Source organism: Brevundimonas sp. (assembly GCF_027484365.1).
In the GTDB taxonomy this organism is placed as follows: domain Bacteria; phylum Pseudomonadota; class Alphaproteobacteria; order Caulobacterales; family Caulobacteraceae; genus Brevundimonas.
In genome coordinates this window covers 209252-224673 of record NZ_JAIXTC010000017.1, presented here as the reverse complement: position 1 = coordinate 224673, position 15422 = coordinate 209252, and the positions used below count along the sequence as shown (strand labels likewise).

The following is a 15422-nucleotide window of genomic DNA, read 5'->3' as shown; positions in this document are numbered from 1 at the left end:
TGGCTGAACCGCGCCGTCGAGACCGCCCAGAAGCGCGTCGAGACCCGCAACTACGACATCCGCAAGAACCTGCTGAAGTACGACGACGTCGTGAACGACCAGCGCAAGGCCGTGTTCGAACAGCGCCAGGAGTTCATGGACTCCGAGGACCTGTCGGAACTGGTCGGCGAGTTCCGCCGCGACGTGGTCACCGACCTGGTCGACCGGTTCATGCCGCCCAAGGCCTATGCCGAACAGTGGGACATCGACGGCCTCTCCGAGAAGGTGAAGTCGACCCTCGGCCTCGACCTGCCGCTGCACGACTGGGCCGCCGAGGAAGGGGTGTCGAACGAGGAGGTCGAGCAACGCCTGCAGGAGGCTGCCGACGCCCGCGCCGCCGACCGTCTGGAACAGCTGGGCGTGACCCAGACCCGGGGACTGGAAAAGCAGTTCCTGATGCAGATGATCGACATGCAGTGGCGCGAGCACCTGGTGCATCTTGATCACCTGCGCGGCGTCATCGGCCTGCGCGGCTACGGCCAGCGCGATCCGCTCAACGAGTACAAGACCGAGGCCTTCTCGCTGTTCGAGACCCTGCTGCACGAGCTGCGTCACAATGTGACGCGCTGGCTGATGACGGTGGAGTTCCGCTTCGAGGCCCCGCCGCCGATGGAGATGCCCGAGTTCCAGGAAATCCACCTGAACCCCGGCACCGGCGTCAACGAAATGGCCGATCCCCTGGCCCAGAATCCGGAAGGCCAGCTGACCGGCGACGCCCGTTCGCGCCTGCCGGTCGAGCTGCTGCCGGCCGGCTGGGAGCGCACGCCCCGCAACGCCGACTGCCCCTGCCACTCAGGCCGCAAGTTCAAGCACTGCCACGGGGCGCTGGTCTAGGATCGACCGTGTGGTAGTCTTCGCCTGACGGGGACCGCCATGGGCAAGCACGAGACCATCACCGCCGAGATCGACGAAGACGTTTATGCGGACGTCGAAGCGGCGGTGGCCGCAGGCGAGTTCACCTCGGTCGCTGAAGCGTTGGCGGTGATCGTCAGTGAATGGGTCGCAGCGCGGCGCTTCGAACGCCCCGAAGAGATCGCTCGCATCCGTGCGTTGATCGAGGAAAGCCGGGCTGATCCACGGCCCAGCATTCCGGCCGAGGAGGTTTTCGCAGAGCTTGAGGCGCGCTACGCCGACCCGGCGTGAGAGTACGCTTCGCAGCCTTTGCTCGTCAGGAGTTGATCGAGGTCGGCGATTACATCGCGACCGACAATCGATCAGCCGCGCGCCGCTATGTCGCTGGATTGAAGGCGCATTGTGAAGCCCTCCGGCATTTTCCGAGACGTTTCACTGCATGCCCTGAGTTTGGTAGCGGTCTGCACAGGACGCGATACCGTTCGCACGACATCTATTGTTCTGTCGAAGGCGAGATCGTGCTGGTCGAACGGATCGTCCACACTATGCGAGACACCTCGACCCTCTCTTTCACACGGCGCGAATGACCTACAAACATCTCTTCTCCCGTGCCCTCGGCCTCGATCCCGAGCGGCTGCATTTCGCGGCGCACAGCCACCACCTGTGGCCGGACGCCTCGTTCGACGGGCAGGTGCGGGCCTGGATGGAGGCGAACCATTTCGCGGACCGGAAATGGGATCTGGTCTTCGGCGATGTGGTGCCGGAGGCGCAGAGACATATTGCGAAAGAGCTCGGCCTGCCGGATCCGGAGACGGTGGTCTTCGCGCCCAACACCCACGACTTCCTGATCCGGATCTTCTCCGGCCGGGAGACGAAGCCGGTCCGCATCCTGACCACGGACGGGGAGTTCCACGCCTTCCGTCGCCAGGCCGAACGCTGGGAGGAGAGCGGCGACGCCGTCGTCGCGCGCGTGCCGCTGGAGCCGTTCGAGACCTTCGACGCCCGCTTCACCGCGGCCGCCCGGGCCGGCGGTCACGATGGGATCATGGTCAGCCAGGTCTTCTTCAAGACGGGTCAGGCGATCGGCTGTATCGACGATCTGGCGGCCCTGGCGAAACCCGAGGGGCCGTGGGTGATCGTCGACGGCTATCACGGCTTCATGGCCACCCCGACGGACCTGTCGGCCGTCGCGGACCGCATCTTCTATGTCTCGGGCGGGTACAAATACGCCATGACCGGCGAGGGCGCAGGCTTCCTGCATGCGCCGGACGGCTTCTGCGAGCGGCCGGTCGTGACCGGCTGGTTCGCCGAATTCGGCAATCTGATGGGGCCGCCGGAGGGGGTTCAGTACCGCGGCGACGCCGGCCGGTTCTGGGGCGCGACCTTCGACTCGACGCCGCTCTACCGCTTCAACGGCGTGCGGCGGATGCTGGAGGAGCAGGGGCTGACCACGGCCCATGTCTCTGCCCATGCTGACCGGCTTTCGGCGCGGTTCGCCCAGGCCCTGGCGGCGGGCGACTGTGGTGCCATCGGTGAGGCGCAGGTGCTGAACCCGATCCTGGGTGACAATCGTCCCCGCGCGAGATTCCTGGCCCTGAAGCACGGGGACGCCCAGCGCTGGCGCGCCGATCTTCTGGCCGCCAATGTCGTCACCGACGTGCGGGATGACACGATCCGCTTCGGCTTCGGCCTGTATCAGACCGCCGAGGACGTCGAGCGGCTGATCGGGGTCTGCAAACGCCTGTTCTGACCTAGAAGAAGGTCGTGTCTTCCTGCTGCGTCGGTTGCGGCGGAGCGGTCGGCCCTGTGCGCGGCGGGGTCGCCGGGCGAGCAGGGGACGTTCCCGGTGTGGCCCCGGGCTGGCCGGTCTCCGGCGACCCCGGCGGGATGGTCTGCCCGGCCGGCGGGATCGGGCCGAGGGTCGGATAGGGCAGGGTTTCGGGCGTGCCGTCGCCCGGCACGGGCGTGGTCGGCGGAATGGCCGGGTCCGGCTCGACGATCCCGGACGGGGCGACCGCATCAGGGGCCGAGAAATCGTCGCGGATGAAGGCCCAGGACCGGCTGTCGGCGCAGGCGCAGGCCTTCATGAAGCCTTCCCGGTCGCGCCAGATCACAAGGGGATAGCCGGTCGGGGCCCCCGCATCGCGCAGCAGCTCGTTCAGCCGGGTGACGAATTGGCGGCTGGCCTCGACCACGGCGGAGCGGGCCAGATTGCCGTCGGCCGCCGGGATCCCGGCCGCCGTCCAGTTGCGCGACGGGGTGGCGGTCCAGCGCTGGTACAGGCTCCAGTCGCGGCTCAGCCAGAGTTCGGAGACGGTGGCGCGCTCGGCCGGGGTGGACTGGACCTGTCCCTCGCGATCGGGGCGGGCGAAGACGATGACGCGGGCCTCGACGCCGCCGGCGCGCAGCTTCTCGGTCTCCTCGCGCTCGTAGCGCTGGGTGGAGGCGCTGTCGCGGTAGCCGATGATGTAGAGGGGTTCGCCCCCGCCGCCGCCCGAGACCCAGGAGGCCTCGTCCAGCAGGCGCTGGATCTCCGCCTGGTTGCGGCTGATCGTGACCGGCTGGAACCGGGCGTAGAAATTCCAGTAGGCCCAGTAGCCTCCGCCGGCCAGGGCCAGGCCGATGACGACCGCCAGGGCGGACCAGATCAGAAAGCGACGCATGCGCAGGGAGGCTCCAGCTTCAGCATATCCGCGAGACTAACGCTTAACACCGAATTGGGTCGCGCGCCTCATTCCTCCCCCACCGGGGGAGGGGGACCGCGACGCGGTGGAGGGGGGCTGGCTCCAGACACCGAACTCGCGGCCGGCCCCCTCCGTCTCTTCGCTGCGCTTCGAGCCACCTCCCCCGAGGGGGGAGGATTTAACCCATCGTCGGGATGACGAAAGAGCTGTCCGCGTGTTCCAGGTCGCTGTCCGGCCAGCGGGCGGTGATGGTCTTGACCTTGGTCCAGAACTTCACGCCCTCCATCCCGTGCTGGTTGGTGTCGCCGAAGGCCGAGCGCTTCCAGCCGCCGAAGGTGTGATAGGCGACCGGCACCGGGATCGGCACATTGATCCCGACCATGCCGACATTGACCCGGGCGGCGAAGTCGCGCGCCGCGCGGCCGTTCTGGGTGAAGATGGCGACGCCGTTGCCGTACTGGTGCTTCGACGGCAGCGACAGGGCCTCCTCGAAGGAGGCGGCGCGGACGATCTGCAGCACTGGGCCGAAGATCTCCTCCTTGTAGGACTCCATCTCCGGAGTGACGTGGTCGAACAGCGACGGGCCGATGAAATATCCCTTCTCATGCCCCTGCAGGCTGAAACCGCGGCCGTCGACGACCAGTTCGGCGCCGTCCTTGACGCCCTGTCCGATCCAGCCCTCGACCCGGGCCTTGTGCTGGGCCGTGACGACGGGACCATAGTGGGCGCCCGCATCGGTCGAGACGCCGACCCGCAGCGTCGGGATCTCGGCCACCATCCGCTCGCGCAGTTCGTCGGCGGTCTTCTTTCCGACCGGCACCACGACCGGCAGGGCCATGCAGCGTTCGCCGGCCGAGCCATAGGCGGCGCCCGACAGGTCCTTGATCACCTGGTCCATGTCGGCGTCGGGCAGGACGATGCCGTGGTTCTTGGCGCCGCCCATGGCCTGGACCCGCTTATGGTTGGCCGCCCCGACCTGGTAGACATAGTGGGCGATGTCGGACGAGCCGACGAAGCTGACGGCATGGACCAGCGGGTGCTCGAGGATCGAATCCACGGCCAGCTTGTCGCCGTGGACGACGTTCAGCACCCCGGCGGGAGCGCCCGCCTCCATCATCAGTTCGGCCAGACGCACCGGCACCGAGGGGTCGCGCTCGCTGGGCTTCAGGATGAAGGTGTTGCCCACTGCGACGGCCACGCCGAACATCCACATCGGGATCATGGCGGGGAAGTTGAACGGGGTGATGCCGGAGACGACGCCGAGCGGCTGGCGCATCGAATAGACGTCGATGCCGGGGCCGGCGCCCCAGGTGTATTCGCCCTTCAGCGCGTGGGGGATGCCGCAGGCGAATTCGATGACCTCCAGACCGCGCTGGATGTCGCCCTTTGAGTCGGCGACGACCTTGCCGTGTTCGGACGACAGAAGCTCGGCCAGCTCCTGCATATTGGCTTCGACCAGCCGCTTGAACTCGAACATCACGCGCGCGCGGCGCTGGGGATTGGTCGAGGACCAGCCTTCGAAGGCCTTCTGGGCCGACTGGACCGCCCGATCCATCTCCTCGACCGAAGCCAGCTGCACCCGCGCCTGGACCTCTCCGGTGTTCGGGTTGAACACATCGGCGAACCGGCCCGACGATCCGGTGAAGGACGCGCCGTCGATGAAATGGTTGATGTCGCGCATGGCGGCGTTTCCCTGAAAGCAGACTGTTCTTGTTTGCGGGCGGTTTAGCGCGGTCAGGCGAGAAACCCAATGCTTCCCTCTCCCTGTGGGAGAGGGCTTGAGCGTCCAGGAGCGCAGCGATTGGAAACGCGAAAGGGTGAGGGTCGTGCCTTGCCGGTGAGGCCGAACCCTCATCCGTCCGCTTCGCGGCCACCTTCTCCCACCGGGAGAAGGACGAGGACTATCTGGTCCCGCCCGGAACCCACTTGATGTCGCCCGCGCCGTTGGCGTTGGCCCGACGGGCCGCCACAAACAGGTGATCCGACAGCCGGTTCAGATAGCGCAGGGCCTCGGGGGTCACCGCCGCCCCGGTCTCGACCAGCCGGATGGCGTCCCGCTCCGCCCGGCGGGCGACCGTGCGGGCCAGATGCAGATGCGCCGACAGGGGCGAGCCGCCCGGGAGGATGAAGCTGTCCAGCGCCTTCAGGCTCTCGTTCATCCAGTCGATCTCGGCCTCCAGCCGCTCGACCTGCGACTGGACCACGCGCAGCGCCTCCCAGGCCGGCGGCGGGTCCAGCGGGGTGGCCAGGTCGGCGCCGAGGTCGAACAGTTCGTTCTGGATCCGGCCCAGCATGGCGTCGATACGGTCGTTCTGGCCCGAATGCAGACGGGCGACGCCGATGACGGCGTTCAGTTCGTCGACCGTGCCATAGGCTTCCACGCGGGGATCGGACTTGGAGACCCGGGCGCCCGAGGCCAGCCCCGTGTCGCCGCCGTCGCCGGTGCGGGTGTAGATTTTGTTGAGGACGACCACCTCAGGCCCCGTGCGTGGATTTCCACCACAGGCCGGCCATCAGCAGCACGATGGCGGTGGCCTGCAGCGCCACCCGCAGCCGCATCAGCTTGTTGGAGTTGGACCGGGCGTAGTCGCCACCGCGGTACAGCGAATAGATGCCGAAGCCGAGGGTGACGGCGACCGCGCCGATGGCGATCAGGACGAGGATGTCGAAGACGTTCATGGGGCCAATCTAGGCCTCTCGAAGGGCGGGCGCCAGCGACCGTCCCTGTGACCAGTTATCGCCGTTCAGGTTCGGCTAACCCTGCCCCTCCGCGCGATCCTAACCTTTGCGATGTCATGACGCTGGGCAGGAGACAGTATGACCGACCGTGCGTTTCGTAATCTGGACAACCTTCGGACCTCCGCATCGACCGCGCGGGTGCTCAACCTGCTGCGGGTCAGTCACGAGCATGGTCGCACGGACGGCTGGCGAAATGCGCCCATGTTCGAGAATGCGACCCTGAACAGCTGTCTGGTGATCAAGCACCGGCTGCGTCGCAACGAGGTCGATGAATTCCGTGTGCGTCGTTACGTGGCGACCAAGATCGTCCTGCCGATCGACGGGGCCGACCTGCGGGTCGGCGGCCGCTACATTTTCGTCGACCAGGTCGGGTTCGACAAGATGCTGGAACAGGCGCTGGGCGTCGGACCGTCGCATCCGGACCGCAGGATTCTGTCGCTGATGGATGAACTGCCCAGCCTCGATCCCTTCCTTCTGCGGGAGCAGTTGCGGCGCAACGGGCATGCGCCCGACCCCTGCTATTTCAACGTCTCCGAAGCCGACCTCATGCGGATGTCGGAATTCATGGCGCAGGAGATCACCCCGCTGGTCGCGCTCAGCATGGGGCATGACCCGGAGCTGGCGACCGAAAACCCGGTCGCGCGCCTGACCGCCAAGATCATGTCGAACTCCGCCGGCGAGGACATGAGCGCACTGGGCCAGACCCTGATGCTGCAGCCGGAGGAGTATGAGGAGGGCGTCTTCTGCTGGAAGGGGTTCCTCTACTACAAGTGGGCGCTGCAGATGATCACCGGCGATATCGGCTGGGTCGTCGACAGCGTCCGGCGCGTGAAACCCCGGGGTCGTGTCGATGCCGAGCAGCACGTCGCCATCGACCGGGCCAAGGAACAGGTCCGGCGCCGCATCCTTCTGACCTGCGACGCCACAGCCGAGATGTTGCGGGTCTATGACGATGCCTTCCGGGGTCTGACCTGCGAGGGCAATCCGACCGCCTTCCGCGACTTCCTGCGCGACTCGCCGATCCTGTTTGCACGACTGGGCGAGCGGCTGGGCGCGATCCAGCACATCGTCAGCTTCTGGCGCTACCGGATGACCGGCGAAAAGTCGGCGCCGGGTGCGGACGAACTGCTGGATCTGCTGGCTGACTTCGAGACCAGTCTCTCGGGCCGCGAACGGCCGGATGTGCTCGCCCTGGCGGCCTGAACCGACCCCGAGCGTCCCGACATCCGCCCACGGAATGCAGGGGTCGCGCCGGCTCAGAAATCCCGGTGACGCATGGCGACATCACAGCGGTCATAGCGCGCGCCGAACCGTTCCATGATGTCCCGGTCATGCCGGAAGCCCAGCTTTTCATAGAGATGGATCGCGGCCTCGCACCGTCGACTGGTCAGCAGATACAGGACCCGTGCGTTCAGTCCGCGCGCCCGATCCAGTACCGCCTGCAGCAAGGCTTCGCCCACCTTGTGCCCGCGAGCGGCTTCCAGGACACCCATTTTCGTCAGTTCGAACTGATCGTCACCCGTCTTCTGCAGCGCGCAGGTTCCTACGATGCCGAGTCCCGCGACGCCGGCGAACAGGATGTCACCTCCCCGCGAGATGATGCGGGCTTCCGGGTTTTCCAGCACGTCCCGATCCGTCGCTTCGAGCGCGAACATCGCCTCGATCCACTGGACGTTGATGTCATGGAAATCCTTTGCCCGATCCGACGTGAAGGGCAGGATCTCCACCCCCGGACCCGATCCGGCCGCTGCGGTGCGCCGGTGCAGCGGCTGGACGTCGAGCGAACGCTCAACGGCGTCCAGCTGGGCCACAAGCGGGCCGTCCAGGGTCGCGCACAGGGCCATCACGCTCGCTTCGACGGCCGGCCAGACCTCGGTCCGGGAGCGGGCGACCACGTCGACGCCGAGCGCAGAGAGCTGGAGCGTCCGGCGGCGGCGGTCTGTGGCGGCGGGACCGTTCTCGACAAGGCCCGCTTCCACCAGTTTGGCGACGGCCCGGGTGACGCCGGGCTGGCTGACGCCGGTCGCCTCGACGAGCCCGCCGACGGAGAGGGGCCCAAGGGCATCGAGCGCGGCCAGAATCGGATACTGGCCGGGCTGCACAGGCAGGCCCGCTCGCTCGATCAGGACCATGACGTCCGCCTGCATCCGTTCGCCGAGGCGTTTGAGGCGGCTGCCCAGAAAGAGATGAGGCCGCGTCCTGAGGACATCCATGGTCGCCTCCCGAATTACATACCATGGTATGTAATGGGGCAAAAAAAGGGGTGTCAACCCCGGGATGGGGCCCTCGCCGGATCGTGCGGCGAGGGCCTGTCTCCTTAGTAGCGGTAGGCTTCCGGCTTGAACGGGCCCTCGGTGGACACGCCGATGTAGTCGGCCTGTTCCTTGTTGAGCACGGTCAGCTTGGCGCCCAGCTTGGCCAGGTGAAGCATGGCGACCTTTTCGTCGAGGTGCTTGGGCAGGGTGTAGACTTGGTTCTCATAGGCCTTGATGTTGGTCCAGAGTTCGATCTGGGCCAGGGTCTGGTTGGTGAAGGACGCCGACATCACGAACGAGGGGTGGCCCGTGGCATTGCCCAGGTTCACCAGACGGCCTTCCGACAGCAGGATGATCTTCTTGCCGTCCGGGAACTCGACGTGGTGGACCTGCGGCTTGATCTCGTCCCACTTGAAGTTCTTCAGGCCGGCGACCTGAATCTCCGAGTCGAAGTGGCCGATGTTGCAGACGATGGCGTTGTTCTTCATCGCCCGCATGTGGTCGACGGTCAGGACGTCGAGGTTGCCCGTGGCGGTCACGAAGATGTCGGCCTCATGGGCGACGTCCTCAACGGTGACGACCTCATAGCCTTCCATCGCGGCCTGCAGGGCGCAGATCGGATCGATTTCGGTGACCTTCACGCGGGCGCCGCCCTGGCGCAGCGAGGCGGCCGAGCCCTTGCCCACGTCGCCATAGCCGCAGACCACGGCGACCTTGCCCGACAGCATGACGTCGGTGCCGCGGCGGATCGCGTCGACGAGGGATTCACGGCAGCCGTACAGGTTGTCGAACTTGGACTTGGTCACGCTGTCGTTGACGTTGATGGCCGGGAACGGCAGGTCGCCCTTCTTGGCCATTTCGTACAGGCGGTGGACGCCCGTGGTGGTCTCTTCCGACACGCCGCCGATGGCGTCGCGGATGGCCGAATAGAAGCCGGGCTTCTCGGCGATGTAGCGCTTCATGACCTTGAAGAGGGCTTCCTCCTCTTCGTTCTGCGGGTTGGCCAGCAGGGACAGGTCCTTCTCGGCCTTCGGGCCGAGCACGCACAGCAGGGTCGCGTCGCCGCCGTCGTCGAGGATCAGGTTCGGATAGCCGCCGTCGGCCCATTCGAAGATCTTGTGGGCGTAGTCCCAGTACTCTTCCAGGGTCTCGCCCTTGGTGGCGAAGACCGGGGTGCCGTTGGCGGCGATGGCGGCCGCGGCGTGGTCCTGGGTCGAGAAGATGTTGCACGACGCCCAGCGGACGTCGGCGCCCAGGGCTTCCAGCGTCTGGATCAGCACGGCGGTCTGGATCGTCATGTGCAGCGAGCCGGCGATGCGGGCGCCCTTGAGGATCTGCGACGGGCCGAACTCTTCGCGCAGCGCCATCAGGCCCGGCATTTCCGTTTCGGCGATGGCGATCTCTTTATTGCCGAAGGGGGCAAGCGAGATGTCGCGGACGATATAGTCGGTCATGAAGGCGGCTCCTTGAGCGCGGCAGGGTTCGAAGATTGCGCGCGCCTATAGCCCGCCGAGGCACATTGGGCAAGAATCATATAAGGATGTCTTTATATGATGGTGGGTCGAATGTGACTGGCGGGTCGCTTCGAAGCGAGTCATCGTCGGCCTCATGAAGCCGTCGCCCATGATCACGCTTGGCGTAGGGGTGTTTTCACTGCTCGCGGCGCTAGGCGGTCTCGCGTTCCTGACCGGGAGTTACCACGCGGGTCCGCCGACCTGCACGGGTCCGGTCGTTGAGCGATGCGACTACGTTGCGGTCGCAAAAGCCGCGGTCGCCCAGACCGAGCACCACCCCTTCCAACCCGACCTGGGGTTTGAAGTCTTCGATCAGGGCGTCTCCGTGTTGATCCAGCAATACACTCCACCGGGCGAGCCTGGACTCAATCACGCGCCGTCGGTCGTGATAGACAAGCGGAGTTGCCGGGCTTGTGCGGTCGACTGGCAGCAACCCGCGCCTTACGACAGTCGCGACCCGCCGCGCGGCCCGCTTCTGTCGAGGATTCCTCCAGAAGACCCGGAAGGGGCGGCGAGGCGCGCCGAGAAGTGGAAAGACGGCCCCGGCGGGGTCAGCCTGCTCTGATCCGCCTACTGCGGCGTCTGCGACCGCACGCCCTGGGTCTCGGGCACATAGAGGCCGGTCACGGCCCGGGTGATGAAACCGCCCGGCTGCTCGCGCGGGCCGAAGCGTTCGCAGGGATCGGGCGTGGCGATGGGGCGGACCGCACGGTCCTTCGGCGCGAAACTGTCGCCGACCTGGTCTCCGAACAGTTCCGCGAACTGCAGGGCGTCGCCGACAGGTGACAGGGACGGCGTGTCCATGCCCACGACATTGGCCGACCGCGCCCAGGCCAGGGCCGCGACCTGGGTCCCGTCTTCGATGACCAGTTCGGCCTCGGCGGCCAGCATCCCCGTGGTGCCCGGAGGGCGCACGCCGATGGGGCCGGGAATGAAGAAGCTGGCGATGGCCGAGGCGCCGGACCCGACCGCCCCGGTGGGCGCGATCCGCGTCACGGCGGTGCGCACCCGCGCGGCGTCGGCCGCGGGGGTCGGCAGAACCGTGAACCGCTCGCTGATCTCGTAGCAGACCTGACGATCGACCTCGCCCAGCACCAGGGCGACATCGGCCGGGGCGATGCCCTCGGCGGCGCCGGGGCTCAGGACCGACGGCTCGATGAAGACCCGTTCGACGCCCTCGGCCGCCGCGTCGTCGCGACGGTCGCGGACGGAGACCCGAAGCGTGCCCTCCTTGGTCTGAAGCCCGTCATAGGTCTGCAGGAAGCCCGCATTCGCCGCGGGCGCCGTCTGGCAGGCGGCGAGGGCGAGCGCGCTGACGAGCAGAACGGGGGCGGCCCGGAGAAGGCGATGGGTCATGAGAAGATGTCCGAGAGGAGGAAGCGGGTAACGCGGAAACGGTCGGATGGATCAACGGCTCTAGACTGGAAAGTGCAGCGCCGTCGCTATCGAAGGCGGCCGGCGATCAAAGCCGAGACCTGCGCGACGACTTCATCGGGGCCGTCGATCACCAGCCCCATGTAGGTTTCAGCTTCAAGGGTCACCAAGCCGCTGGCGGTTAGCCAGCGTTGCTCGAAGATCTCCTGCGACCCGATCACAAACCATTTTCGATCGATGCGCCGACCTCCGGCTTTGTGAAGCGCCCATTTCGCGGCGCGAATGAGACGGCGATCGTGCTCGGGACCGAGAACGACCTTGGCCATTTAAGCCGCCGCCTGCTCGGCCTTCCTGAGCGCGCTCGCCCGGACCTTTTCGCTCTCGGACTTCAACTGGCCGCAGGCGGCGAGGATGTCGCGGCCGCGCGGGGTGCGGATGGGCGAGGCGTAGCCGGCCTTGTTCAGGATGGCGGCGAAGCGCTCGATCATCTTCCAGTCCGAACACTCATAATCCGTGCCTGGCCAGGGGTTGAACGGGATCAGGTTGATCTTGGCCGGGATGCCCTCGATCAGCTTCAACAGGGCGCGGGCCTCGTCGGGGCTGTCGTTGACGCCCTTCAGCATCACATATTCGAAGGTCACGCGCCGCGCGTTGGAAATGCCCGGATAGGCGCGGATGCCGTCCATCAGGGCTTGGAGATTGTATTTCTTGTTCAGCGGCACCAGCACGTCGCGCAGGGGGTCGTTGGTCGCATGCAGGCTGATCGCCAGCATGGCCTGGGTCCGGGTTCCGAGCGCGTCGAGCTGGGGCACGACGCCCGAGGTCGAGACCGTGATCCGGCGACGCGACAGGGCGATGCCCTCGTTGTCACTGATGATGTCGATCGCGTCCGAGACGTGGTCGAGATTGTACAGCGGCTCGCCCATGCCCATGAAGACGATGTTGGACAGGCGGCGGTCTTCTTTCGGGGACGGCCATTCGTCGAGGTCGTCGCGGGCCACCTGGACCTGGGCCACGATCTCGGCGGCGGTCAGGTTGCGGACCAGTTTCTGGGTGCCCGTGTGGCAGAAGGTGCAGTTCAGGGTGCAGCCGACCTGGGACGAGACGCACAGGGCGCCGGCGCGACCCACGTCGGGAATATAGACGGTCTCGATCTCGATCCCGGGTGCGGTGCGGATCAGCCATTTGCGGGTGCCGTCGGCCGAGACCTGACGCTCGACGATCTCGGGCCGGGCAAGGGTGAAGGCGGCGGCCATGGCCTCCTGGGCGGTGCGGGCGATGTTGGTCATCGCCGCAAAATCGGTGACGCCGTAGTGGTGGATCCAGCTCCACACCTGGGACGCGCGCATCTTCGCCTTCTCGGGCGGGCAGATGTCGGCGTCGATCAGCGCCTGGCGCAGGCCCGCGCGCGTCAGACCGGACAGGTTGACGGGGGCCGTGACGGCCGGGGCAGTGGTGCGCGACAGGTCGAGCGTGATGCTCACGGGCGATGATCCTGAGTGAAGGGGAACGCGCCCTATAGCACGGATCGGGATGGATTTAAGGCATCAGGTCCCTTCTCCCCTTGTGGGAGAAGGTGGCAGGCGAAGCCTGACGGATGAGGGGTCGTGCCAATGTAGAATTCGGCGTTGGCCGAGATCATTCCGGCGGCCGGCGTAACCCCTCACCCGACCGCACCAGGACGACGGCTGCGCCGCCGTGTGCGGTCTCCCTCTCCCACAAGGGGAGAGGGGCCTAAAGAATAAACCGGCTGAGGTCCGCGTTCTTCGACAGGTCGCCGACCTTCTCGCGCACCGCGTCGCCGTCGAAGGTCAGGGTCTGGCCGCCGAGGTCCGAGGCCTTGAACGAGGTCTCCTCCAGCACCCGTTCGATGACCGTGACCAGCCGGCGCGCGCCGATGTTCTCGACCGCGCCATTGGCTGCCACCGCAGCGTCGGCCAGCGCCTCGACCGCGTCCGGGGTGAACTCCAGGGTCACGTTCTCCGTCGCCAGCAGGGCCTGGTTCTGGCGGATCAGATTGGCCTCGGGCTCGGTCAGGATGCGCACGAAGTCGTCGCGTGTCAGGGCCTTCAACTCGACCCGGATCGGCAGGCGGCCCTGGAGTTCGGGCAGCAGGTCTGAGGGCTTGGCGACGTGGAAGGCGCCCGAGGCGATGAACAGCACATGGTCCGACTTTACCGGTCCGTATTTGGTCGAGACCGTGGTCCCCTCGATCAGGGGCAGCAGGTCGCGCTGGACGCCCTCGCGGGAGACGTCGGCGCCGCCGCGGTCTTGCCGCCCCGCGACCTTGTCGATTTCGTCGATGAAGACGATGCCCTCGTTCTCGGCCAGCAACAGGGCCTCGCGGTTCAGACTGTCCTGATCCAGCAGCTTGTCGCTCTCTTCGGTCACCAGCGGGGCCAGGGCGTCCTTGACCGTGGTGCGGACCGATTTCGTGCGCCCGCCGCCGAGCTTGCCCAGCATGTCCGACAGATTGAGCAGGCCGACATTGCCTCCACCGCCGACGTCCAGGCCCTGGATCGGGGATGAGGTGTCGGCCAGCTGAATCTCGATCTCCTTGTCGTCCATCTCGCCGGCGCGCAGCTTCTTGCGGAAACTGTCACGCGTCGCGGGCTGGGCCCCCGGTCCGACCAGACCGTCGAGAATTCGCTCCTCGGCGGCGGCCTCCGCCTTGGCGCGGACGCCGGTGCGGCGTGTATCCCGCACCATGACCAGGGCCGCCTCGACCAGGTCGCGCATGATCTGGTCGACGTCGCGGCCGACATAGCCGACCTCGGTGAATTTGGTCGCCTCGACCTTCAGGAAGGGCGAGCCGGCGAGCCGGGCCAGACGGCGCGCGATCTCGGTCTTGCCGACGCCGGTCGGCCCGATCATCAGAATGTTCTTGGGCGTGACCTCGTCGCGCAGGTCGTCGGGCACGCGCTTTCTGCGCCAGCGATTCCGCAGGGCCACGGCGACGGCGCGCTTGGCGTCGTGCTGGCCGACGATGAAGCGGTCGAGTTCGGAGACGATTTCGCGGGGAGACAGATCGGTCATGAGCCGCAGATAGTCGTTGTCAGCCCGCTGCGGGAGGGGGCGTGGGCGGCGGATCGTTGATGATCTGGGCGAACACCAGCACCCAGCCCATCGACCGCTTCTGCCACAGGTGGACATAGTGGCCGGCTCGCGGCGTCTCGTCCTGGGTCCACAGGGCGCGGCCATAGGTCCAGACCATATCGCCGGCGTCCGATGATCCGCCGCCGAAAGGGGCGCTGAGCTCGAACCGGTGCGGCCAGGCGTCGAGCGCGGCGGGGAAGGCGGCGGCCCCGATGGCCGGCGGCAGGGGCGCGACATAGAGACGGCCGTCGGGGGCCAGCAGGGACAGGTGCGCCTCCTTCTGGTCGCGCAGGGCCGAGGCGGCGAGGACGGCCTCGACCGTCCGGACCTCGGACATCGCCGTATCCGGGCTTGAGGACTCCAGGATGGAGGTGGGCAGGAGAAGCGGCTCCGTCTCCCGGCCCGGCGTATCGGACGCGTCGGCGCCGACCCCGCCGTCATAGACCCATTTCCACGATCCATCGGCCTGGCGCTTCCAGATGGTGAAGTAGTGGCCGGTGCGTGCGCCGCCGACCTCGACCCCGCCGGTGGTGAAACCGAGGTCGCCGGATTTCGAGATGCCCGCCCACGTCGGCCACCAGACCAGCGAAGGCGCGGCGGGATCTAAGACGGCGGCGGGATCGAGGATCTCGTGCGCCAGTCGCGGGGCCCCGCCCGCGATCATGATGGCGTCGGCTGTCGACCATTTCAGGAAAGACCCGTCGACGCCCATGGCCAGGCCGTCAGCCGCGAAGGCGCGTTCGGCCGCCACGATGTGCGAGGCCTCGGCGGGCTGCGCCCCGGCCGGACGGGCGAGGGTCAGCAACAGGGCGGCGAAAAGGATCAGACGGGGCATGGAAACTCCAGCCGTCAGTCATGCCGGGAACGGA

At 67.0% G+C, this 15422-nt stretch carries 17 protein-coding genes; 6 read left to right on the top strand and 11 right to left on the bottom strand.

Going from position 1 to position 15422, the window contains the following annotated elements; genetic code table 11:
* From Q0044_RS08010 to Q0044_RS08000, 4 genes are all read left to right on the top strand, one after another.
* Positions 1 to 873 (top strand): SEC-C metal-binding domain-containing protein (locus Q0044_RS08010; RefSeq protein WP_298161360.1); only part of this gene is annotated, 873 nt, incomplete at its 5' end.
* 39 nt (positions 874 to 912) lie between these two features.
* Positions 913 to 1182, top strand: a complete 270-nt coding sequence (locus Q0044_RS08005; RefSeq protein WP_298161359.1) for a hypothetical protein — start codon at positions 913 to 915, stop codon at positions 1180 to 1182.
* On the top strand, positions 1179 to 1478 hold the full coding sequence (locus Q0044_RS16960; protein WP_366941111.1) for a type II toxin-antitoxin system RelE/ParE family toxin: 300 nt from the start codon (positions 1179 to 1181) through the stop codon (positions 1476 to 1478). The genes Q0044_RS08005 and Q0044_RS16960 overlap by 4 nt, the downstream gene beginning before the upstream one ends.
* Positions 1475 to 2641 carry an aminotransferase class V-fold PLP-dependent enzyme gene (locus Q0044_RS08000; protein ID WP_298161358.1) on the top strand — a complete coding sequence of 389 codons (1167 nt, stop codon included), beginning with the start codon at positions 1475 to 1477 and terminating at the stop codon, positions 2639 to 2641. Before Q0044_RS16960 ends, Q0044_RS08000 begins: the two co-directional genes overlap by 4 nt.
* Before the next feature lies 1 nt (position 2642).
* Here Q0044_RS08000 and Q0044_RS07995 read toward each other — a convergent pair whose 3' ends face one another.
* The 4 genes from Q0044_RS07995 to Q0044_RS07980 form a co-directional block, all read right to left on the bottom strand.
* On the bottom strand, positions 2643 to 3554 hold the full coding sequence (locus tag Q0044_RS07995) for a PilN family protein (RefSeq protein ID WP_298161357.1): 912 nt from the start codon (positions 3552 to 3554) through the stop codon (positions 2643 to 2645).
* A gap of 199 nt (positions 3555 to 3753) precedes the next feature.
* Positions 3754 to 5256: a CoA-acylating methylmalonate-semialdehyde dehydrogenase gene (locus Q0044_RS07990; protein ID WP_298161356.1), complete on the bottom strand. Its 1503-nt coding sequence runs from the start codon at positions 5254 to 5256 to the stop codon at positions 3754 to 3756.
* Positions 5257 to 5476: 220 nt separating this feature from the next.
* The gene (locus tag Q0044_RS07985) at positions 5477 to 6049 is read right to left on the bottom strand and encodes a cob(I)yrinic acid a,c-diamide adenosyltransferase (RefSeq protein WP_298161354.1); all 573 of its coding nucleotides are present in this window, start codon (positions 6047 to 6049) and stop codon (positions 5477 to 5479) included.
* A gap of 1 nt (position 6050) precedes the next feature.
* Complete coding sequence (locus Q0044_RS07980; protein WP_298161353.1) at positions 6051 to 6254, bottom strand: twin transmembrane helix small protein; 204 nt, start codon at positions 6252 to 6254, stop codon at positions 6051 to 6053.
* Positions 6255 to 6392: 138 nt separating this feature from the next.
* Here Q0044_RS07980 and Q0044_RS07975 point away from each other — a divergent pair, with 138 nt between their 5' ends.
* Positions 6393 to 7517, top strand: a complete 1125-nt coding sequence (locus tag Q0044_RS07975; RefSeq protein ID WP_298161352.1) for a hypothetical protein — start codon at positions 6393 to 6395, stop codon at positions 7515 to 7517.
* 53 nt (positions 7518 to 7570) lie between these two features.
* On the opposite strand, the gene Q0044_RS07970 is transcribed toward Q0044_RS07975, so the two are convergent.
* Positions 7571 to 8527 (bottom strand): bifunctional helix-turn-helix transcriptional regulator/GNAT family N-acetyltransferase, encoded by a 957-nt coding sequence (locus tag Q0044_RS07970; RefSeq protein WP_298161351.1) that lies wholly within the window; start codon positions 8525 to 8527, stop codon positions 7571 to 7573.
* 104 nt (positions 8528 to 8631) lie between these two features.
* A complete protein-coding gene (gene ahcY / locus Q0044_RS07965; RefSeq protein WP_298161349.1) occupies positions 8632 to 10023 on the bottom strand; it encodes an adenosylhomocysteinase in 1392 nt (463 codons plus the stop codon).
* Positions 10024 to 10192: 169 nt separating this feature from the next.
* On the opposite strand from ahcY, the gene Q0044_RS07960 reads away from it, so the two are divergent.
* Positions 10193 to 10648 (top strand): hypothetical protein, encoded by a 456-nt coding sequence (locus Q0044_RS07960; RefSeq protein ID WP_298161348.1) that lies wholly within the window; start codon positions 10193 to 10195, stop codon positions 10646 to 10648.
* Between the two features lie 5 nt (positions 10649 to 10653).
* Here Q0044_RS07960 and Q0044_RS07955 read toward each other — a convergent pair whose 3' ends face one another.
* From Q0044_RS07955 to Q0044_RS07935, 5 genes are all read right to left on the bottom strand, one after another.
* Positions 10654 to 11439, bottom strand: a complete 786-nt coding sequence (locus Q0044_RS07955; protein ID WP_298161347.1) for a DUF3313 family protein — start codon at positions 11437 to 11439, stop codon at positions 10654 to 10656.
* A gap of 86 nt (positions 11440 to 11525) precedes the next feature.
* The gene (locus Q0044_RS07950) at positions 11526 to 11783 is read right to left on the bottom strand and encodes a hypothetical protein (RefSeq protein WP_298161345.1); all 258 of its coding nucleotides are present in this window, start codon (positions 11781 to 11783) and stop codon (positions 11526 to 11528) included.
* Entirely contained in the window at positions 11784 to 12941 is a 1158-nt protein-coding gene (gene rlmN, locus Q0044_RS07945) for a dual-specificity RNA methyltransferase RlmN (RefSeq protein WP_298161344.1), read from the bottom strand.
* 250 nt (positions 12942 to 13191) lie between these two features.
* Positions 13192 to 14493 carry an ATP-dependent protease ATPase subunit HslU gene (gene hslU / locus Q0044_RS07940; protein ID WP_298161343.1) on the bottom strand — a complete coding sequence of 434 codons (1302 nt, stop codon included), beginning with the start codon at positions 14491 to 14493 and terminating at the stop codon, positions 13192 to 13194.
* Between the two features lie 19 nt (positions 14494 to 14512).
* Positions 14513 to 15388, bottom strand: a complete 876-nt coding sequence (locus tag Q0044_RS07935) for a DUF4440 domain-containing protein (RefSeq protein WP_298161342.1) — start codon at positions 15386 to 15388, stop codon at positions 14513 to 14515.
* Positions 15389 to 15422: the final 34 nt, after the last annotated feature.